Origin of the sequence: Nitrospira sp. T9 (genome assembly GCF_052156535.1) — a bacterium.
Taxonomy (GTDB): domain Bacteria; phylum Nitrospirota; class Nitrospiria; order Nitrospirales; family UBA8639; genus Nitrospira_E.
In genome coordinates, this window is the sequence record NZ_JBQKUP010000032.1 from 220,828 (window position 1) to 242,188 (window position 21,361).

The following is a 21,361-nucleotide window of genomic DNA, read 5'->3' on the forward strand; positions in this document are numbered from 1 at the left end:
GGGAAACACTTTAGGGAAATCGTGGTGTGATGAGCGCGCATGGCACTGGAGGCTTTAACTCTCGTGTTAACGTGATGTTTGGTGTTGCCGGGTTTCGGCCCGGCAGCCGAGCCACCTTTGTTTCGGCAAAAGTGGCCAAAACCATTGACGCCCCGTCTGGCTTCATCAGAGGGGAGGGACGCAAACTTGCGGAGGGCGGTCTAACTCGCCGGGCTCAAACAAAGCCCGCCGGTTCAGGAGAGCGTCCGACCCAAGGACCGGACGGCAGGCGTCAGGGAACGGCAACAGGCACATAGAAACAGAAGACTTGGAAAATTCATTGGAATCACTAGAGGAAAATCGTGTTGTGATGAGCGCGTATCGCACTGGTGGCTCCAACTTTCGTGTCAACGTGAATTTTTGTGTTGCCGGGTCTCGGCCCGGCAGCCGAGCCACTTTTGTTTCGGCAAAAGTGGCCAAAACCAGTGACGCCCCGTCCGGGCACATTAAGATGGGTCGGACGCAAGACTGCGGAGGGCGGCCTAACTCGCCGGGCTCAAACAAAGTCCGCCGGTTCAGGAGAGCGTCCGACCCAAGGACCGGACGGCAGGCGTCAGGGAACGGCAACAGGCACATAGAAACAGAAGACTTGGAAGTTAATCGGAATCATCATAGGAAAACGTGGTGCTATGAGAGCGTCCGACCCAAAGACCGGACGGCAGGCGTCGGATTATGGGAGAGATATTTTTTGGATATGCACATGAAGAGCAGGGAGCAATAGATTTTTTGGTATGTTAGGTGAATCGGTGAGATATCTGTGGAGAGGGTCAGGGGTGAATGTCGGCCTGTCGTTCCTGGCTGCATTTGCCCTGATCCCGTTGCTGTGGATGCTGAGTGTGTCCTTTATGGCTCCGGGAGAGGCCAGCAATTTTCCGCCGCCGCTGGTACCGGAGCATCCGACGCTTGCCAACTATATCAAGCTTTTTGAATATTCGAGTATGGGCAGGAACTTCCTGAATTCCCTGTTTGTCGCGACGACGGCCACCCTGTTGTCACTGACGTTTAATGTGGCTGCCGGATATGCGTTTGCCAAACTGGAGTTTAAAGGGCGGCACCTGCTATTCCGCGGGCTGTTGAGTGCCCTGGTCATTCCAGCTCAGGTGTCCATGATTCCGCTGTTCTTGATGTTGAAAGGGATGGGGCTGGTGAATAGCTGGATCGGTGTGCTGATCCCCTTTGTGGCCAGCATATTTGGTATATTTCTAGTACGGCAGTATGCCTTGTCCATTCCGACGGAACTGATCGAGTCGGCCCGGATTGAAGGGGCCAGTGAACTACGCATATTCCGGTCGGTCGTGGTGCCGTTACTGACACCCATTCTGATTACACTGGGGCTGTTTACCTTTATGGCAGCATGGAATGATTTTTTGTGGCCGCTGATCGTCCTGACCGACAGTGACAAATATACTCTTCCCATTGCGCTGGCCTCTTTGTCACGGGAGCATGTGCAGGATGTTGAACTGATGATGGCCGGTGCGGTGATCACGGTGACACCGGTCCTGATTCTATTTTTGGCGCTTCAGCGTTTTTATATGAGCGGAAATCTTGCGGGAAGTGTCAAAGGATGAGAGGTGTGTGGCGTGCAGCCGGCTTCCTCTTTGTCGGCCTGGCCTGGATGTTAGTGCCGGTGTGGGCGTTTGGGGAGAAACCCGCCGTCAATGATTTTCGGTTGCTTGACGGTTTTGAACGTGTCGGGGAATGGCAGACCGTCGCCACGGAATACAGTGAGGCCTCGCTCAGGATGACAGAAGGCGTGAAGGGCAATGCGCTTCAACTGTCCTATGAACTCCGAACCGCCGGGACCGCCAATGTCCATCGGGCCCTTCAGCTTGATCTGTTAAATAATTTCGAGATCGCATTCACGCTTCGGGGGCATGCCCCACGGTCTACTTTTGAGATTCGGCTGGTTGATGACAGTGGAGCGAATGTCTGGTGGAAGCAGTTTCATGATTACGAATTTCCTGATGACTGGACAACCGTTCGTATTCGGCGAAGCGATATCCATTTTGCCTGGGGGCCGATCAAGGACCATCATCTGAACACCATCGCCAAATTTGAGTTTGTGATTCTTGGCGAAACCGGTGACAAGGGGACAGTCGAGTTCGATACCCTCCGGATGCGGCCACTTCCTGAACCACCCGCCGTGATTCCGCCGGTCGTGGCCATGGCCGGCGACATCCCTGCCCCTGAGGTCGTTGACGGTAATCTGGAAACCACCTGGACGGCTGATACATCCACGGAACTCATATTTGATCTGGGCTATTTGCGCGATCTTGGCGGACTGACCTTGCGATGGGCCGAGGGTCAGATGCCGGAGGCGATGGACATTGCCATTTCCGAAGACGGAACAGACTGGACCACGCCGCACTGGGAATTAGGTACCGGGCCTTCCTCGCTGGGGACCATCGGGTATGTGCGAACGGCAGAGGCGTTCGGGCGTTACGTTCGTCTTACACTGACCCCGGCATCGGGCGAACGGATTGGCTTGCTGGAATCTCGGATTGAACCACCGGAATTCGGGCAGGATGACAATCGGTTTCTCCTTTCCTTAGCCAGGGAAGCCAACAAGGGATCGTATCCACGCAGTTTCCTGGGGGAGCAAATTTACTGGACGGTCGTTGGCCCTCCTCAGGGTGGCCGGGCGGCCCTGCTGTCTGAGGATGGCGCCATGGAACCGGGCCCCGGCGCGTTCTCGATTGAGCCATTTCTTCTTGAGAATGGGTCGGTGCTGAGCTGGGCCGACGGCGAACATCACCACAGTCTGCTGGATGATTATCTGCCCTTGCCGCGCGTGCGCCGGACCCATGAGGGCCTATCATTGGAGGTCAGTGCCCATCGTCCGCCTGTTCCCGCAGGAAGAGAAGGGGGAACGGACGGTCATGCCCGGGATGTGGTGACCAGATATCGTGTGGTCAATACCGGCACGATTTCTCGAACACTCACACTGGCTCTTGCCATCCGCCCCATGCAGGTCGATCCGCCTACGCAGATTTTGAACCTTGTGGGTGGTGTCAGCAACATTGATCGGATCGGCTGGGATGGTGCCGCGTTTCAGGTGAATGGTGACTGGTCCGTGTATCCTGAGCTGAAGCCGGACCATGTCTCGCTCGCGGAATTTGAACGGGCCGGGTTCCCGCATGTGCAGAATGCCGGGGCAAGCACGGTTTCGCAAAGCCTCGTGGCGCCGGGAGGTTTTGGTTCCGGCGTCATGTATTTCCATGTTGATCTGAAGCCGGGAGAGGTTCGCGAAGTTTCCGTCGTCACGGTGCTCCATTCTGAAAGCGGGCGTCCGCCTGACCTGGATCGCGTGGCCATCGATGCCGGAGAAAAGGCCGCAGCCGATGAATGGCGGGAAATCCTCAATCAGGTGGACATTTCGGGCCCGCCTGAATCCATGCCGATGCTCAATAGTCTGAAAACCGCATTGGCTCATATGATGATCACGCGAGACGGGCCGGCACTGCGTCCAGGTCCACGCACCTACGCCCGTTCGTGGATACGTGATGGCGCGATGATGAGTGAAAGTTTCCTGCGTCTGGGGCACAACGACCCTGCTGTTGAGTATGCCCGCTGGTACGCACCGTACCAGTTCTCCAGTGGCAGAGTTCCGTGCTGTGTGGACAAGCGTGGCGCGGATCCGGTTGTGGAAAATGACAGCCACGGAGAACTGATTTTTCTGATCGTGGATATTTACCGGTACACCGGAGATCGTGTTTTTGCCGAGATGATGTGGCCCCATGTGGACAAGGCGGCGGCGGCCCTCGATGCCTTGAGGCTGTCGGAACGCACGGAGCATAACCGTCAAGGTGATCGTAAGGCATTCTATGGGCTGTTACCGGCATCGGTGAGCCATGAAGGTTATTTGGATCGTCCGGCCTATTCATTCTGGGATAATTTCTGGGGTCTGAAAGGATTGAATGATGCGGCGTTTCTTGCTGAGGAACTGGGTTATCCTGACCGCGCAGCCGACATCAGGGCGGATGCCGCTGAATTTGCCGCAGACATCAGCGCGTCTGTCAGTTTGTTGGGAGAAGAACTCGGGCATGTGCCGGGGGCCGCAGACCGAAAAGATTTTGACCCGACATCCACGACGATCGCGCTTTCGCCGACCGGGGCGGCGGCCGCCCTGCCACGAGAGTTACTGATAGCTACGTTTGAAAAAGCCTGGACCGAGTTTGTGGCGCGGCGCGACGGCACCAAAGAGTGGGCTGTCTATACTCCTTATGAATTCCGTCAGGTGAGCGCGCTTGTGCGGGTGGGTGAGCTGGAACGTGCCCATGCCCTGCTCGATTTTTATATGCGGGACCGTCGCCCGGCCGCGTGGAACCAATGGAGCGAAGTGATCGGGCGGGTTGAACGGGATCCGCGTTTCATTGGTGATATGCCCCATACCTGGGTGGGATCGGATTTCATCCGGGCGGTGCTTGATCTGTTTGTGTATGCTGATACAGAAACCGGCTCACTGGTCATCGGCGCCGGTCTCCCGCGGAATTGGTTGCAGGGTGAAGGCCTCCGGGTGCAGGGGCTGAGGACTCCGTATGGCGAAGTGTCCTATACGGCACGAGATGAAGGCGGGCAGGTGCGCATTGATCTGGTAGGATCGACCATGCCACCAGGCGGCTATGTCCTGCCGTTCTCGCTGAAAGGGGACGTCAAGGTAACCTTCAATGGAAAGGCTGTGGACGTTCGCTGGACATCTCCATAACAACCGTCTGGCGTTAATGGGATTGCGTGCAAACATTTCGGTTGTGAGTCGCCTCCTTTGTTACGAGGGGCAGGAGAAACGTCAGATGCCAATTTGCGGCAAGGCTATGTCATCCTGAGGGGACCGAAGGATCTGGCAGAGCTGTTGCACCTTCAACCTGAGCACAGATCCTTTGCCATTGGCTCAGGAGGATACCTTTACAAAGGGAGAAGGTGCATACAGTGAATGTGAAAAACCCCGGGGTAGAGGATGTATCCACGGAAAACTCGGAAGAGCCATATTTATCATAAAGGATGAGAGTAGATGAAAAAACACGCGACATTTCCCGAAGGGTTTCTCTGGGGTGCTGCCACATCGGCCTACCAGATTGAGGGGGCACCGCTGGCCGATGGTGCAGGTCCAAGCATCTGGCAGCGTTTTGCCCACACGCCGGGGAATATCCTGAATGGCGATACCGGCGACGTTGCCTGTGATCATTATCATCGCTGGCGCGAGGATATCGCCCTCATGAAGAAGCTGGGATTGCAGGCCTATCGGTTTTCGGTGGCCTGGGGGCGTATTTTTCCTGAAGGCAAAGGACGCCTGAATGAGAAGGGCCTGGATTTCTATGAAAGGCTTGTGGACGGCCTTCTGGAAGCCGGGATTGAACCGCTCCTGACCTTGTATCACTGGGATTTGCCTGCAGCGTTGGACGATCTTGGCGGATGGCTGAATCCGGACATTGCGCATTGGTTTGCAGATTATGGCGAAGCGATGTACCGGCGGTTGGATGGGCGGGTTAAAAAATGGACCACACTCAATGAGCCCTGGGTGGTCACGGATGGCGGCTATTTGCATGGCGTCCTGGCACCTGGGCATTCCTCTCACTATGAAGCGCCGGTTGCCGCCCATCATCTCATGCGCGCTCATGGTGCGGCCGTTCAGGCCTATCGTGCGGTCGGATCTCATGAAATCGGCCTGGTGGTGAATATCGAGCCGAAGTATCCGGCATCGGATGATCCCAAAGATCTGGCGGCTACCAATCGTGCGGATGCGTATATGAACCGGCAGTTTCTTGATCCCGCGCTCCTGGGATCTTATCCGGAGGAAATGAAGGAAATCTTTGGTGACGCCTGGCCGGAATGGCCTGCCAAGGACTTCGAGCTTATTTGTCAGAAGATCGATTTTGTCGGGCTGAATTATTACACGCGTGCCGTGACAGGTGATGGCCCGGACTGCTTGCCTGTCAGGGCCAGGACCGTTCGCCAGCCCCACAAGACCTACACGGAAACCGGGTGGGAGGTCTATCCGGACGGGCTTTCCGACACGCTTCTCTGGCTCAAGAATCGTTATGGTGAGATGCCGCTGTATATCACCGAGAATGGCTCGGCCTTTTTTGATCCGCCGAAAGCGATGCATGGACGGGTTATTGATCCGGTACGGATGCACTACCTGAACCAGCATCTGTGCGCGGTCCGGACCGCGATTGAGAGAGGCGTTGATGTGCGGGGATATATGGCCTGGTCTCTGATGGACAACTATGAATGGTCCTTTGGGTATGCCAAGCGATTCGGCATTGTGCATGTCGATTTTGAGACTCTTGAGCGCACGCCGAAGGATACAGCCCGGTATTATTCGAAAATTATCGAATCCAATGGTGCGGTTCTGGACGAACCCTTTCTGCCTCTTTCCGTGCATACGTAACATGGCCAGTCTGACCCTGCGAAATATTCACAAACGTTTTGGCAAGACAGCCGTATTATCGGGAATTGATCTTGAAGTCGCCGATGGCGAGTTTGCCGTGATTGTCGGTCCCTCGGGTTGCGGCAAGTCAACGCTGTTGCGTACCATTGCGGGCCTCGAAGAGATCGATACGGGAACGATCAAAATCGGTGAGACCGATGTCTCGAGGTTTCCCCCTTCCGAGCGCGGTATTGCGATGGTGTTTCAGTCCTATGCGCTGTATCCGCATATGACTGTCTATGACAACATGAGCTTCGGGATGAAAATTGCCGGAGCTTCAGCCACAGAAATTGATCAGGCGGTTCGCGCGGCTGCCGAAACGCTCGGCCTGACCGCGCTGCTTGAGCGGAAACCGAAAGAACTTTCCGGTGGACAGCGCCAGCGCACGGCTATTGGCCGGGCGATCGTCCGGCGTCCGCGAATCTTCCTCTTTGATGAACCGCTTTCCAATCTGGATGCCTCGCTTCGTGTGAAGATGCGTCATGAGATTGCACGACTGCACGAGACGCTTGAAACCACCATAATCTATGTCACGCATGACCAGGTTGAGGCCATGACGTTGGCGGATCGGATCGTGGTCCTCAGAGATGGATGTATCGAACAAACGGGTTCCCCCAATGAACTGTACAAGTATCCTGCCAACCGCTTTGTCGCCGGCTTTATCGGATCGCCGGCCATGAATTTCCTGGCCGGGGTCGTGGTCGATCGCCGCCAGGATATCACAAGGGTCCGACTTCACAGTGGAGCGACGATCCAGGTGAATGGCGTTGCCGGAGCATTGCCCCCTGATACTCCGGTCACGCTTGGTATTCGTCCCGAGCATCTGGCGACGGGGGGTGATCACAACCTCGTCGAGACGCAGATCAAGCTGGTGGAGCCACTTGGCAGCCATTCCTATGTCTATGTGGAAACACCGGATGCTGAAGACCTGCTGATATTCCGCGCATCCGGCGAGTTCGGTTTCGCGAAGGGCGACCGGCTGACGGTGTGTATTGCGGCAGATCACTGCCATCTTTTCGGGAAAGACGGAAAGGAGCTTCGGCACAAACCTTCCGGAAACCTCACGACAAGTCAGGGAGATCACTGATGACCTTTTATAAGAGACGTGTGTATACAGTGTTGTCTATTCTGGTTCTGCTGATGGTGCCCGCGACAGCCTCGCTGGCCACATCCAATATCCCGGCAAAGGATACCTGGCGGGTGACTGCGTCCTCGATTCAGAGCGATGAATTCAAACCCGGCTATCTGGCGGATGACAACATGGAGACTCGCTGGTCCAGTCAGGCAAAGGATGAGGAATGGGCGCTCATTGACCTTGGAAAGGTTGTTGAGATCACCGGATTTACCCTGCATTGGGAGAATGGATATTCGAACAAATACAACCTCCTGGTTTCGACCGATGCCCAGGTGTGGACGACGGTGTATATCAACGACGAGGGTGACGGGCAGATGGATGATATTTATATCCGGCCCGTTTCGGCGAGATATGTCCGGCTGGATACACGGGAGAGAGCGACGAGCTGGGGGAATTCCCTCTGGGAATTTGATATCAAAGGGACTGACGACATTGTCGATATCTCGGTGATCGCCGGAGGTGGAGCGAATACCAGGGCTCTGATGGATGGCCGCAAGGATACCGTCTGGAAAAGCGAGGCGGTTGACCGGGCAGAGTTGCTTCTGGACCTGCGCAAGTCCAGGACGATATCCGGATTGCGTATCGACTGGGGGGATCAATATGCCGGTTCGGTCGATATGGCCATTTCGTTGGATGGAAAGGCGTGGAAGGAGGTCTCCTCTATCTCTGTATCGGCGGGATCACAGGGGCAGTCCGATTTTGTTCCGCAAGATCCGTCAGAGGTACGCTACATCAGGCTTGTGTTGACCGACCCTATTAAAGCCGGGGGCGGTTTCGGGATTAGCGATATTTCATTGCGTGGTCCCAAGGAGGTGTTCACCCCTTTTATCCGGTATCAATTTGATGCCCGGAGAGCGCCGTTCGGTGATTATCCCCCACATGTCAGGGGCTATCAGACCTATTGGACTCTGGTTGGCCTTCCTATAGATAGCGAGGAAAGTCTCTTTGATGAGTATGGCAATCTGGAATCCCGGCGCGACGGTCCCATTCTGATGCCCTATGTCAAGGAGGGTGCCAATCTGTATTCGGCTGCTGTTGCAGCGAACATACGCCAGGAATTGCAGGACGGATATCTGCCGGCTCCTATTGTGAAATGGGAGTCGGGGAATGGACTGCATTTCAGGTCCGAGGCTATTACCAACGGCCCTGTCAATGCCAGCATGACCTATGTGCGACATCGGCTTGAAAATCGTTCCGATACGGTACGGAAGGGCGATCTCATCATTACAGTCAGGCCCGCTCAGATTAATCCCAAGTGGCAACATGGCGGCTTGTCGCCTATCCATTCGATCCGGTACGTGCATGAAACCGGAAAACTGGTCATGATCAACGACAAAAATACCTACCTGGCCCTTTCGCCTGCCGACAGTTTTCTTGGCTTGCAATATGCTCACGGAGATATTGCCAACCACCTGCGAGGCGGGGTCATGCTGAGCGCCGGTGCCGACGGCAAGGGCGATGCCAAATCAATCGAGGACCAGACCGGGACCGGCCTGCTATCGGCAGCCTGGACCTATGCATTCGAATTGAAACCTGGTGAATCCAAGGAGGTGGTGTTTGCGGCTCCCCTGCATGAGACCCTGACCCATCTGAAAAAGGCAGAGGACTTCGAGACGTTGCGGCAGGAGTATGTGACCTTCTGGACTGACAAGCTTAACCGCGTGGGATTCGAGCTTGCCAACAAGGCCGTCGTTAATACCGTGAAATCGCAGATAGCCTATATCCTGTTGAACAACGACGGCGTGGTCATCCAGCCAGGCGCGCGCAGCTACAACCGGACCTGGATGCGGGATGGCGCGATTATTTCCGCCACCCTTATGCGACTTGGTTTTTTTGAGGAGGTCAGGGACTTTCTCAATTGGTATGCCGAACGTGTGGAACCCGATGGCCTCGTGCCTCCCATACTTTTCACCAGCGGTGAGGTGTATGACGGCTGGGGAAGAAATATTGAATGGGACAGCCAGGGTCAGTTTATTTACGCGATCATGGAGTATTACCGCTTTACGGGTGATCGAGAGTTCCTGGAAAAGCATTTTGACGCGGTTCACCGGGCAATGAAATATATTGTCACCTTGCGGGAGCGTACGCTTGATCCGAAACATTATGAAAATCTTGAGGCCGGTGAGCGCCTGAAGGGCATCTTACCCCCATCTATTAGCCATGAAGGGTTCATTACCCCGATGCACAGCTATTGGGACGATTTTTGGGCTATGCGGGGTTGGGCGGACGGGATTGAAATGGCGGAGATCCTGGGACGAAAATTTTTGGCCGACTGGGCGAGGACTGAGGCGAAGAAATTCAGCATGAGCGTGAAAGAATCCATTGCAAGGACGATGGCCTGGAAATCCCTCGACTATATCCCTGTGGATGCGGACAAAGGCACTCCCGATCCGACCTCTATTGCCATTGCCATGTTTCCCACTGAAGCCTGGCACATTCTACCTGCAGACGTCCTTGACCGGACATTCCGAAACTATTACCAGATGGTGAAAAAACGGGATGCCGGTTCGACGCCCTATTCCTATACGCCTTACGAGGTGCGGAATATTCTGGCTCTTGCAACCCTGGGGTATCGCAAGGAAGCCTTCGACCTGCATGAAATTTTGTTCAAGGGCAGACGTCCGGCCAATTGGAATGAGTTTGCCGAGGTCGTTCTGTCCGACAGCCGCAAGGGAGTATATATTGGTGATATGCCACATACGTGGGTGGGGGCAGGATATGTAAATTCTGTCCGGGGCCTCATCGTGATGGAAGAGGACAACAGTAAAACGTTGAACCTGCTGTTTGGTACCCCACGCGAATGGCTTGAGGGCGATGGTATTGCTCTTTCAAATTTCCCTACACATTTTGGAAATTTGATGATGCAGGCGAATTGGGACGACAAGGATCAGAGACTGAGTCTGGATGTGGATATGCCGAAATACGAGGACAGGAAAATATATGTGCGCTGGCCAATCCACAAGGAGGGGAAGCCCAAGCAGGTGGCCGTTGAAGGCGATGACAGCTACCGTGTTGATGATCACGGCATCTGGTTGTCAGGCAATTCGTTCAAGTTGATGGCCAAATGGTAAATTGTCGGTTTCGTGTAAGGAGTCAAGAGTAAGGCGTAAGGCGTAAGGGATGGAATAAAAGGCTGTGGTCGATGGCCCCTGTCATGAAAATATTTTTCTGACTCTCCTTTTTTTAGTTTGTCGCTCACCAGACACCGGGGTTCATGTTCCTGGTCGTATAATACGTTGTGGAAGAATTCTGCCGCCGCAGGCTAATGGAAAACGAAATATTGAGGGACCGTGGCGTGTGGGTGTGGGTCACCCCGTCCATCAACACCCAATAAACGTGCACATTCACATTAATAATGAGACGTGAGGAGATCGTTTGATGGTTATGGCTTGGCGTACGTGTAAGACAAAAAATCTGGCGATTGTCGGGATGCTGTGTGTGGTCGTGGGCCTGCAAAGCATTCATGCGGCGGGAGCCACCACGGTACGTCACGCCAAGAATATGAGCTTTCCGTCACAGTGTGCCGAAGAAGACAATGTGAATATTCCGATCTATGGCGGCTTTGTATCCGACTATCAAATCACCGCGCACTTTCCCACTTATTATCCCCTTCAACGCGGGCAGCAGGATCTCTGTGTTGGGGATCTCACCAACTGCGAACAGGCGTGGGACATGCGGCCAACGGCGCAGATCGCTTACTACGATGCGGCGCAACGGACCTTGAAATTTGTCTGGCAGTCGCCCGGCTTCTATTGGTATCCGATTGAAACGCCGGACGCGGCCAACGCGGATGTCGGACAATATGTGTCGCTGGCATATCCGCCGACAGACCGGTATTGGGTGGGCTTAAGTGCACCACCGGCCATGGCCTATTATGACGCGCTTAAACAAAATCTCATGTATATTGTCCGGGATGAAAAGGGGAGGTGGCGCGAGGCGGAGATTGTCGATTCCACCGGTGATGTCGGGAAATACGTCTCGTTGCGTATTAGTCGGGATAGGCGGCATCACGTCGTGTATTACGATGCGGATCATGGGAATTTAAAATATACCTATAAACCCAATCCGGATATGGTGGGTGGATGGGCAACACCAACGATCCTGGACGCAAACGGCGATGTCGGGCAGCATGCAGCCATGGCGATAGGTCCCACGGGCAGCCTGCATGTGGTGTATTACGATGCGGACACAAAGGATTTGAAATATGTCACCAACGATGACGCGCATGGATGGACGGCGCCCGTGGTCTTGGATGCCGTCGGGGATGTTGGTACCTACGCCTCAATCAGCGTGTACTATGAGGGTTGGACAGAAAAAATGAACGGGGCGTATGAAGGGCAGTATCCCCATATCACGTATTACGATGCGAGCAACGGAAATTTAAAATACATCTATCAGGATACACGGGGATGGTCGACCCCGGTCGTGTTGGATGCGGCGGGAGATGTCGGGCAATATACGTCGACGGCGTTTGGTCCTGATGGGGCTCTGCATGTGGCGTATTATGATGCCACGAATAAGGATTTAAAATACCTTCACAAAGAAGCCGCCGCCGAATCATGGCCGGCGGGGACCGTTCTTGATGCGGTGGGAGATGTTGGCCGGTTTGCCTCGCTGGGGGTGACAGCAAGAGGATATCCGAATATTGCCTATTATGATGCAGACAACCAGAGTTTAAAATTTCTGGCGAAGACGAAGGCGACCGCGCCGCAATGGGATAGCCCTCAGATCCTCGCATCCGGTACCGCCGTGCAGTATGCGAGTTTGGTGACCTCGGGTTTTGTGGACATCGCGGATCTTGACGGTAAGGACATCTACAACGACGGCGATGTCGCGGTTCGAGTCATGGATGTGTCCGGGTGGCCCTATGAATCGGGGATGGCCGTCAATATCGTGGGTGGACAATCTGAGCCGGACCACGATTTTATCCAGTTTCTTAAACGGACGGACGACGCTCATGCCCCCCCGCAAATATTCGTACTCTATGCTAATGGATATGCACGGATTATCACGCAACCCCCGGTGGGACGAGAGGAGCGGGTCTGTTTCGGATCCTCGATGATTATCGGGCCGGCGGTAGAGGATCCCTTGTTTCCGTTTATTCCGATTGAGAGGCTGGATATCGATCCGCACACGATGTCCATTAATGTGCGATATAAAAACGGATCCTCTGCGGTATTGCAGCTCGAAGCCGAACCGGGCAAGACGACGGTTCGGGTAACGGATGTAACGTATGACACCCTCACCGCGCCGTTTGTCACCATGCGTTCCATGTGGGTGGCCAATGATAATAGCGATATCTCCCGTATCCGGGCCGCATCCTCTTCCGGTGACGTGCAGACGTATCCGATCGATCCGACGCATGAGGAATGGACAACGATCCCGGGCGATTCCTGGAGTTTTGACCGGCCGACTTATTCACGGCACAATACCTCGAGTCCCATTTTCAAAATTGATGTGCTGCGACCACTAGGCTATTTTGTGACCCAGCAGGCTGAAAACTACCGCTCGGGTACCCTGTTGAAATCACCCCGCAAGACGGCGTCCGGGGGACACACGATAGGAGGGACGGGGGAAGCGAACTATGTGGTGAACCTGACCAATGACATTACGAACCCAAGCCTTCGCTTGCGATATACGAAGGGCAAAGGTTCTGATGATAAGGTCAATATCTCTGTGGATGGCCGACGTCAGGCGACGATCGAGATTGAAGATGGGGGCAACCTGGGTGATTATGAGGTGACGCAAGAGATACGATTATTACAGGCGCTCCCCGCCGGATCCCATACGATCACATTGGACGTGCAATCAGATACCGGAACGTTGGAATTGGACTATTTTGTCATTCACAGCCAAGCTGAACATCCGAATCAGTAGGAAATCGGAAGGTCCATCGTATCCGATGGGCGTTTCTGTTCCAATACCCGTGTGCGCCATCGAAGGGAAACTCGCGCATGACGCGAAGCTATCGCGTGTGATCAGGTAACCAGCCAGTAGTTGCCTGGTTCGATGGTTGGTGGAGCATCTTTTACTTCTTCAATCGTCCGGCCATGCCTTCCGCCGGGTATCCCTGTCCATTCTGAAATACCGTTCCATCACTCCTTTTTCAACGACGATTCATCCGACACCTTTGCCTGGTCCTGATTCCGTTATCTGAGGGAGAATCGTGTGGCATTGTTCTTAGCTGATAAGCAATGGCAGGGGTATCGACCCAGGTAAAGGGGGATAGATTGGGAGGAGGGACGGATATTCCCTGTATATCCCCGTCGGAAATTGTTCATGTTTAATCTGCACGATCTATAGTAGAATCCATTTTCATAAGCCAAGAGTGGATGGGAAGATTGTTGTGTGTGTGTCTTATAAGATCATGCTCTTCGCTGGCATGATGTAAGTTCAGGAAGAACCATAGGGCTACCTCCGGTAACTTTGCCTTCTTACTGAGCCTTTATGCAAAGGGGTCTGTCATGCGAATTAAAAAAGTCACGATGCAATTGACGCTCGTCACCATGTTTCTCCTTACCGGATGTGGAGGAGTGCAGTCGGGGCAAACGACGGTTTTGAAAGGTTCCCAGTTGCCGGAAAAGCAAGGTTGGGAGGATTCCAGCAATGCTGTTCGCCCATTGGATGTGGTGACAAACGGGAGTCATTTAACACTCAACACAATTGGGGTCCTCAGAGCGAACGATCAACTTCCGGGGAAAGCGTACATGTGGTTTTATAAAGACCTTCCCTTTGACTTCGAAACAGGGTTCTCCATTGAGTTTACGTTGCAAGTGCATAAAGTGGAGCAACCGCATAATTTTCTTGATGCGGGCATTATGTTTTACGGTTCTGTCGACATCTCTGACGGGACCTTCGCAGAAGGACCACGAAGTCATATGATCTATTTTGATGAGGATTTCATTGGATGGGGGGACGAAAAAGGGACGTATAAAATGGACACGACTGATACCTTTCACACTTACACTTTAACGGTTGAGGGTGGAAGATTTGCCAAGGTGTACGTTGATGGAAAACTTGCTTTGAAACGAAATGACTGGGTGGGAATACCCAGAATCGGGTTTGGAGATATGACGAACGATGATGGGGTCAATGGAAAGTTTTCTATAGGTGACATTATTGTGACCTCCGATCCCCAACGCTTCCCTTCACGACCTGCCCCCCGCCGTCAACTCATCCCTCCTTCACGACGTGGTGGTTAATCCACCCATTGATAAACCAAAACCATAAACTCACCGTCTGAAAATTTTTGTAAGGGATTTCGTTATTCATCAGATGGATAGGAGGCAGTTTTTGGAGAAACGGGTAGAGGGAGCAGATGAAGGTGGATGGAGGGATATTTGTTTGCTGGTGACTCCTTTTTAGCTGAGGAAAATTATTGGCCTAGTCTTTCCCATTCCTGGCCTCAGCATAAGACGAAGAATGTAGAGGGAATAATTCATGATAGGTCTTTTCCCATTCTTCTAAGGGGTCTTTGTGGCCTTTTGAAACGATTTCAAGAAAGGACCCATATTGAAGGGCTCGAGCACTATCAATGATCTGTGTGAGGCCATATTCTTTGCGAAAATTATATTCTGTAAACGCTGCCGAGGCACATTGAAGGGGAAAGAACCAGTCTCGCTCCTGATTCGTATGATAATCATTTAAATAAAGCCGAATTTCATTAAATATTTTGCAATATTGATTGGCCCTCAACCATTTGCTGCACACCAACATATAGGCCTCATCTTTTGTGGGTCTCGTTTTTTGCTTCCAGTCAAATTCTCCAGTGTCTATGCGTTTTTGGACAAATTCGGACAGGAAGTCTTTCAATTTGCCAGAAATACCATTGAAACCGGATAGCTTATGGCCGGGCTCAATCATAAATATTTCACAATCCACCTGGTGTAACATGGACTCAAGCAACCCTTCACGGTTGGCCAATATTCTATCGGGAGCCTGCCATAGGGATTCTGTCACATTGTCAATTTCCTGAAGGATCTTTTCCTTCGATGCTTCAGAAAGTTTTTGAATACACTCATGTGGTGATTCATTGATGTCTTTTTGTATATGAGTCAGAACAATTTCATAAAGCGGGTTGGTGGATATTGTTTTTCTGCGATTGAACATACCCCGTAGTTTTTTTAACAACCCCATACACAACCTCCACAAGTAAGGGGTAGGTTTTCCACATTAGGAGATTCATGAAAAAAAATAAACGGCATGAATCTTTTCCCATTTCTGCTTATACACGCATCAATTTATTTGCTGGCTGTTCTTCAAAAACCGGTTTCCGGCAGATTGGGATTGAATAAAAAAGCTGGCTTTCTGTTCCAGGGCACCGAGGCAATCCAATAACAAGTCAGCCGTAAATAGGCCTTAACGGCTATTTATTTTAATATAGCCAGGATTTGGCTTATTGGCCAGAGAATGAATGGAGCCGTATAAAGGACGCAGGGAGGTTCACCCTAGGCGTCTTTGGGGAAATTGGCGATATCGTGTCCAGCGAATCCACTACGTATTGATGAACGAGCTGAAAAAGCTTTCTCTCCCACTTCCTCAACAAGATTAATTCTTCAGTCTTTTTGCTCTTATTGCGGCAGAGACCATTCTTTCCCTTCGGGTTTTTCTCCTGTCTTTCGGGCGCGTTGGAATAGTCTCATATTGTGGGGAGGTAGATCAGGGAAAAACGGAGGAGGTACGAACTAGGAGTGTAGGCAGGAGATCGTTCAACTCATGATCGAGGATTCGGTTTAAATGCGAACCGGTCCCAATTACCGAGGAGCATCCGTTCTAGACCATATCCCCCAAAAGAGGGGTATTGGATTTACGGCATAGTAGCCCGTCAAACCTCAGTCCACTTGACATTTCAAAAGCTGTATTCTATTGATCTTCTTTTTACTTTCTTCCCATCGACGTGCGTGGAGGAAGGGAGCAAGGAATCTGTAAAAATACGTTCAGATCGTTTTTGTTGATGGGCCTTGTTGTAACACGGCGGCTCGAAATTCCTGGACTTCTCACAAAGGAAATAATGCTTTGCATGGCCTTGGGAAAGGAGAACGTGTATGAAAAATCCCAGACAAGCAGTATTACACAATGTGCAGTTATTGTTCCTTCTGATTTTTTTGGTTGCGGGTTCGTCATCAGCCGGTTCCGAATTTGAAAACCGTCATCATAATAGGGACCGACATCATGATCGGGATCGACATCATCATGGCGAGGGCGACCAAATCACTCAGCCAAAATTTGCCAATCCTCCCCAGGAGTCGAGCATTGGCGGGGTACTCGATACAGAGTTGGTTGTTAACCGACATGAAAAAGTTGTCGCAGGCCGAAACGTTCTCCTGCGATCGTATAATGGGCTGTATATTCCCCAGACGTTAAGAGTCAAGCCCGGCGATACCCTCTATCTCCGCCTTATCAATAAATTGTCCGACGATCTTCTTGAACAAACCAATCTCCATACCCATGGATGGAATGTTTCCCCACAACCCGGCAGCGATGACATTTTTATGCAAGTCCCGGCTGACGGGCAATTCAATTACAGCATATCCGTTCCGAAAAACCATCCTCAGGGATTGTTTTGGTATCACCCGCATGGACATTTGCCGCAACTGAATCCCGATGCGCCAACGAAGGGGAACACTGAATTCCAAATCATGAGTGGAATGTCAGGAGGACTTATTGTAGACGGCATTCTGGACCCTTTCCCGGAATTACAGGGAATCCAGGAACAAATCCTTCTTCTTAAGGACATCCAGATTACCGATGAAGGCACCATTCCACTGCAAATTGATAGCAATGCCGGTACCACACGCATGGTGAATGGTCTCGTTAACCCACGGATGAACATTCGTCCAGGCGAGTTGCAGTTTTGGAGGGTTGGGAATATCGGTCCCGACATTTATTACAAATTGACGCTAGACCGGCATGAATTTTTTCAAATTGCAAGAGATGGTAATCGTCAGAACAGAATATGGCGCCGTGAAGAGATCTTATTGCCGCCGAGTTCCCGTGTCGAGTTTTTCGTTAGAGGGGAAAAACCTGGAGTTTATACCTTGCGTACCCAGGCCCTGACCACCGGGCCTGCCGGCGACCAATATCCGGAGGCGACACTGGCCACATTGGTTTCATCAGGACATCCCGATCATACCATGAGAATTCCCAGAGACTTCCCTCCTGTGGAAGATTTCAGGGATGCTCAGCCGATACCACCAGGCAAGCGAAGATCCTTCGTCTTTTCCGAGGACAACGACGGCAACTCGTTTTTTGTGAACGAGAAACAATTCAATATCAACCGGGTGGACTTTACGGTTCCAGTTGGATTTATTGAAGAGTGGACGATACAAAATGTGACCAAAGAATTTCATGTCTTTCATATACACCAAACTGATTTCCAGGTAGTGGAAATAAACGGGGTACGACAAGAATTCATCGGCCATCAGGATACGGTGAATATTCCATTTCAAACAGGAGACGTTCCTGGAGAAGTCAAGGTACTCATTGATTTTCGGGATCCTATTATCGTCGGCAAATTTGTTGCGCATTGTCATATTGGTGCCCATGAGGACAATGGAATGATGGCAGTCGTCGAAGTTGTGAATTAAACGATTACTGAAATTCGGTAGCAGGGGTGGATCCCATTGACAGGGTAACGGCTTCACCGATAACTAATTCTGCTGGTTCGGATGGGAGGCCTATCCACACAGTGGCATAGATGCCGGCTTGATTCCTGAGAAGGAGAGGAAAAGGCGATGCTACCTTATCTTTCCATGCGTCTTCGGCCGACCTGGATGTCGGTGTTGGGCATGCGGCCCACATTTTTCTCCAGGGTCTTCAGAAAACCCTCCCTACAGAGTACCAGACAATTGTGAGAGAAGTGCTGAGTTTATGAGATACTCTTTCGAGAAACAGCGAGTTCGTATTTTTTGACCATAAGGGGTCTGTTGAAAAAAGCCGCCAGCGGCGTGCTCGCCATTTTCCCGTGCTCACGTACTCGGCGTACGCTCCGCGCGTAAAAACGGCTGCGGCCCTGCTGGACAGACCCTTCGGGAAGACTCAGGGCATGCTTTTTTGAACCGACCCGGAGCCTTGATGAGTAATCTAATCCTGGGCAAATTTGCCCTTGAACATCTTTATTATTTAACACTCCCATAAGACAAATCACATCATCCGAGACAACATCTGTTTATTTGTTTATTTTGAGGATCGTCTCCTACAACCGTTACTCAAAAAAATCAACTCGCACAGCCTAATATCGCATTGGGATTTTCAAAATTGGGTTAACCCTCTTCTGACAACAACGGTTGGTCTTACCAAACAATCTCCATCTTCTCCTTCACAGGTTCTTCTGCACACGAATCTCTTTCCCCATCCCATGAAGAATGAGTGGAGGGTACCGACGGTAAAATTTTGAATTCCGCCCGAATGGCAGGATGGTCGCTAAGAAAATCTCCATACTTTTCATTAGGATTAGGAGATTGTCTGCCTCGGTTAACAGGATGCCGGAAACGTTGATCTTCCCCTCCGGAGCCGATTAACTCAATCTTCGCTCCTTGACCTTCTCGATAAAAAATGTAGTCCACTCGATTTTTCCAGTAGCCATTGGGTTCTGGACGTGCCTTGCTGTCATTGAGGGCCAACTCCTCAAGGAGAAAGTCTTTTAAAATTTCATAGTCTTTTCCTGAGGCCTCCTTTCCCTTATGGTCATATTGTGAGTTGAAATCCCCGCCCAAAATGAAGGCCCGATCTTTCGATAATTTCTTGATACATTTTGCAAGGAATTGAATCTGCTTTTTTCGAACAATTCGGTCTTCCTCATCTCTCCCGGCATCCAGGTGCGTATTATACACGTCAAATTCTGCGCCATTCGGAAGACGAACCGGCACTCGAAGAAGCCCTTTGGTCGACCAGCAATCATTTTTCCTGGTCAACCATCCTTCACAATATGGAAGCGGTACCTGTGTGACTCCCTCTTCCATAGCTTTATAGTAGGGAGAAGCTATGGTCAGCCCCGACCCATAGGGAACACGAAAAGGAATGCCGGGACTATCAAATAACTGAAACCCGACATTGGCGATTTTAATGGGAAGGGTGATCAGCCACAATGGGGCCAGCGCTATCCGTGGCCCGTTCCCCTGTTCTATGAGCTCATAGGTGAATTCATGGACAATTTGCCGGTGAAATTCAAAATCTTCTTGTAATAAAATGAAATCATAATCCATGAGCAACCAGGCCATCAGACCACTTCGGGTATCATCATTGCTCACAGGTATCCCGACATACATGGAATTCAGGATCGGAGAAATTCCATGAACATTGTAAGTCAGAAATCGAACAGTACAGGGCACAGGTACCGATGATTCCGATTGGTCCGGAGAACATTCTTCTCGTGGTGTGAAACTTTCTGCCCTTGAAATTTCGTAACTGAAACCTATCAATAAAATGCTCAGTAAAAAGATCCCTCTCATTGCGCATTTTGGTATGGCCATATTCCACAACTCCTTTTCTATTCCCGAACTCATATTCATAACGACTTTCTCATCAGAGGAACCAAGGTTTTCAACTCCCACAATTAATTTGCCCCTACTTTACTAACCTCAGATTTAAAATCAAGTGTTCCTCACATGAACTCACACCGTTCTTTACCTATCCAAGGTGAATTGCTGACCCTGCCGCTTTTGGCGATTGGCATAATCCCTAACAGTGAGGCGGCCATACATCTTGAAATGGGTTTACAAATGGCGGTTGGGCTTTTCCTTTGATGGTGGCACTTCTGATGATAATGGGTACCATACTCGTTGAACACTTTTCGGATGGCACTTTCACTAAACTGAATGACACCTGACCGGACTTCCTCCTCCACAGACCTCACACAACGTTCGGCATGGTCATTCAGATTCGGAATGCGTGCGGGTAATTTGAGAAGGGTGACCCCAACCGCCTTCATGGTCCCTTGAAAGGTGGGGCAGAACTTGGTAACACGGAAGCGGAGCAGATGCTGACCAGGAATCAGGAAGCCACACTCTACCATGGTCGAAAGCCCTGTGGGATGTCTAGTTATAACTGCAATGCGTTGGTTGTATCTTCCGACGCCCCACCAAGGAAAAAACAAGATGGAGGAACCCACCAATCCACAGATGGTCCAGGTTTCCCGGGTAAAAAAACGGTCTCGACGAGGAGGTCCTGATGGGTACGAAATTATGCCGTGTTCAGAAATTCTCTATGCTTTGGATAGGAAACATCGTGTTGGACCTTACCCTTCTGGGGCTTTCTCTTTTTGGTTGCGGTATGTACTACGAAATGGAGGGCGTCGCCACTCTTGCCGGTGTTGAGAAGGATTTGGACATGTGGCTGGGGAAAAGCAAGGAAGAACAAATCAAAAAAATGGGTGATCCGGTGATGTGCATGTTGTGGGATGAACATGGAGAATTCTGCCATTGGGTGGATTCAGGAGATTCAACAGGTGATTCTTTCCACCCAAAACGTATTTTTTATTATGACAATAACGGCGTGGTGTGTGGATGGACCTATACGGGACAGTGGGCAGATCAAACCAAAAACTTGTGCAAAAGATAAGGGTGCATTCTAAAAACTGGCAGGGCCTACTGTTGAAGGAGCCTTGGCCCCTGCGGCAATCTTGGGAATCATGCCCTCGCGAGCATTGAGTGGGTACGGTCAAATTAATTTAAATTGTTCAAAAAATCAGGAACGCACAGATTGAAAATTGGTTGAATGACCCACATTCAGATTACTGAATCGAGGTAGGGAATCAGTTCAGA

The 21,361-nt window shown here is 51.4% G+C and carries 12 protein-coding genes; 10 read left to right on the top strand and 2 right to left on the bottom strand.

Annotation, left to right across the window (positions count from 1 at the left end; genetic code table 11):
* The first annotated feature begins 26 nt into the window (after positions 1–26).
* The 8 genes from ACTRXD_RS07845 to ACTRXD_RS07880 all read left to right on the top strand — a co-directional run bounded on the left by ACTRXD_RS07845 (position 27) and on the right by ACTRXD_RS07880 (position 14,803).
* On the top strand, positions 27–296 hold the full coding sequence (locus tag ACTRXD_RS07845) for a hypothetical protein (protein ID WP_442431273.1): 270 nt from the start codon (positions 27–29) through the stop codon (positions 294–296).
* A gap of 474 nt (positions 297–770) precedes the next feature.
* Entirely contained in the window at positions 771–1,607 is an 837-nt protein-coding gene (locus tag ACTRXD_RS07850) for a carbohydrate ABC transporter permease (RefSeq protein ID WP_442431274.1), read from the top strand.
* Positions 1,604–4,744, top strand: coding sequence for a discoidin domain-containing protein (locus ACTRXD_RS07855; RefSeq protein WP_442431275.1), 3,141 nt, complete (start codon positions 1,604–1,606; stop codon positions 4,742–4,744). The genes ACTRXD_RS07850 and ACTRXD_RS07855 overlap by 4 nt, the downstream gene beginning before the upstream one ends.
* A 303-nt stretch (positions 4,745–5,047) precedes the next feature.
* Positions 5,048–6,427: a GH1 family beta-glucosidase gene (locus ACTRXD_RS07860; RefSeq protein ID WP_442431276.1), complete on the top strand. Its 1,380-nt coding sequence runs from the start codon at positions 5,048–5,050 to the stop codon at positions 6,425–6,427.
* Position 6,428: 1 nt separating this feature from the next.
* Positions 6,429–7,553, top strand: coding sequence for an ABC transporter ATP-binding protein (locus ACTRXD_RS07865; RefSeq protein ID WP_442431277.1), 1,125 nt, complete (start codon positions 6,429–6,431; stop codon positions 7,551–7,553).
* The gene (locus ACTRXD_RS07870) at positions 7,553–10,672 is read left to right on the top strand and encodes a discoidin domain-containing protein (protein WP_442431278.1); all 3,120 of its coding nucleotides are present in this window, start codon (positions 7,553–7,555) and stop codon (positions 10,670–10,672) included. Before ACTRXD_RS07865 ends, ACTRXD_RS07870 begins: the two co-directional genes overlap by 1 nt.
* Before the next feature lie 313 nt (positions 10,673–10,985).
* The gene (locus tag ACTRXD_RS07875) at positions 10,986–13,478 is read left to right on the top strand and encodes a hypothetical protein (RefSeq protein ID WP_442431279.1); all 2,493 of its coding nucleotides are present in this window, start codon (positions 10,986–10,988) and stop codon (positions 13,476–13,478) included.
* A gap of 587 nt (positions 13,479–14,065) precedes the next feature.
* Entirely contained in the window at positions 14,066–14,803 is a 738-nt protein-coding gene (locus ACTRXD_RS07880; protein ID WP_442431280.1) for a hypothetical protein, read from the top strand.
* Positions 14,804–14,984: 181 nt separating this feature from the next.
* Here the strand turns inward: ACTRXD_RS07880 and ACTRXD_RS07885 are convergent, their stop codons facing one another.
* Positions 14,985–15,737: a hypothetical protein gene (locus ACTRXD_RS07885; RefSeq protein ID WP_442431281.1), complete on the bottom strand. Its 753-nt coding sequence runs from the start codon at positions 15,735–15,737 to the stop codon at positions 14,985–14,987.
* 908 nt (positions 15,738–16,645) lie between these two features.
* On the opposite strand from ACTRXD_RS07885, the gene ACTRXD_RS07890 reads away from it, so the two are divergent.
* On the top strand, positions 16,646–18,187 hold the full coding sequence (locus ACTRXD_RS07890) for a multicopper oxidase family protein (RefSeq protein WP_442431282.1): 1,542 nt from the start codon (positions 16,646–16,648) through the stop codon (positions 18,185–18,187).
* Between the two features lie 705 nt (positions 18,188–18,892).
* Here the strand turns inward: ACTRXD_RS07890 and ACTRXD_RS07895 are convergent.
* Positions 18,893–20,110 (bottom strand): endonuclease/exonuclease/phosphatase family protein, encoded by a 1,218-nt coding sequence (locus ACTRXD_RS07895; RefSeq protein ID WP_442431283.1) that lies wholly within the window; start codon positions 20,108–20,110, stop codon positions 18,893–18,895.
* Between the two features lie 658 nt (positions 20,111–20,768).
* Here ACTRXD_RS07895 and ACTRXD_RS07900 point away from each other — a divergent pair.
* Entirely contained in the window at positions 20,769–21,158 is a 390-nt protein-coding gene (locus tag ACTRXD_RS07900; RefSeq protein WP_442431284.1) for a hypothetical protein, read from the top strand.
* Positions 21,159–21,361 lie beyond the last annotated feature (203 nt).

Bases quoted from the DNA above. Each gene is read 5' to 3' on its own strand.
- ACTRXD_RS07875 (WP_442431279.1), top strand. From the start codon at position 10,986: ATGGCTTGGCGTACGTGTAAGACAAAAAATCTGGCGATTGTCGGGATG.
- ACTRXD_RS07880 (WP_442431280.1), top strand. From the start codon at position 14,066: ATGCGAATTAAAAAAGTCACGATGCAATTGACGCTCGTCACCATGTTT.
- ACTRXD_RS07855 (WP_442431275.1), top strand. From the start codon at position 1,604: ATGAGAGGTGTGTGGCGTGCAGCCGGCTTCCTCTTTGTCGGCCTGGCC.
- ACTRXD_RS07885 (WP_442431281.1), bottom strand. From the start codon at position 15,737: ATGGGGTTGTTAAAAAAACTACGGGGTATGTTCAATCGCAGAAAAACA.
- ACTRXD_RS07865 (WP_442431277.1), top strand. From the start codon at position 6,429: ATGGCCAGTCTGACCCTGCGAAATATTCACAAACGTTTTGGCAAGACA.
- ACTRXD_RS07895 (WP_442431283.1), bottom strand. From the start codon at position 20,110: ATGAATATGAGTTCGGGAATAGAAAAGGAGTTGTGGAATATGGCCATA.
- ACTRXD_RS07900 (WP_442431284.1), top strand. From the start codon at position 20,769: ATGGGTACGAAATTATGCCGTGTTCAGAAATTCTCTATGCTTTGGATA.
- ACTRXD_RS07870 (WP_442431278.1), top strand. From the start codon at position 7,553: ATGACCTTTTATAAGAGACGTGTGTATACAGTGTTGTCTATTCTGGTT.
- ACTRXD_RS07890 (WP_442431282.1), top strand. From the start codon at position 16,646: ATGAAAAATCCCAGACAAGCAGTATTACACAATGTGCAGTTATTGTTC.
- ACTRXD_RS07860 (WP_442431276.1), top strand. From the start codon at position 5,048: ATGAAAAAACACGCGACATTTCCCGAAGGGTTTCTCTGGGGTGCTGCC.
- ACTRXD_RS07850 (WP_442431274.1), top strand. From the start codon at position 771: ATGTTAGGTGAATCGGTGAGATATCTGTGGAGAGGGTCAGGGGTGAAT.